Genomic DNA, 319 nt, shown 5'->3' with positions numbered 1-319 from the left:
CAATCTAATCAGCAAGCAAAAAGTTGGTTCGATAGCACGGTGGACAAACGATCCGCTAAATCGCTGGAAACGTGGAAATCCAATCATTTGGAAAGTGCAGTGGATGCTGAGATCAAGAAGCGATTCCCGGCTAAGGATGAGAAAGAAATCGAAGTCGAGAAGTTACGAGCCGAAGTGGAGAATATGAAGCTAGAGAAGCAACGTGAACGGTTAACCAGCCAAGCGGTAAAAATAGCATCCGAAAAGAAACTTCCACTTCCGTTAGTGGATTTTTTTGTTGGAGCAGATGAAGAAGCGACGACAGCGAATTTAGCTATGT

General features: G+C 44.2%; 1 protein-coding gene. It reads left to right on the top strand.

Annotated features, from left to right (window positions below; genetic code table 11):
* Positions 1–319 (top strand): DUF4355 domain-containing protein (locus L696_RS0113280; protein ID WP_025684070.1); only part of this gene is annotated, 319 nt, incomplete at both ends.

Origin of the sequence: Paenibacillus maysiensis, from assembly GCF_000520815.1 — a bacterium.
Taxonomy (GTDB): domain Bacteria; phylum Bacillota; class Bacilli; order Paenibacillales; family Paenibacillaceae; genus Paenibacillus; species Paenibacillus maysiensis.
This window is presented reverse-complemented; position numbering and strand designations above follow the sequence as displayed.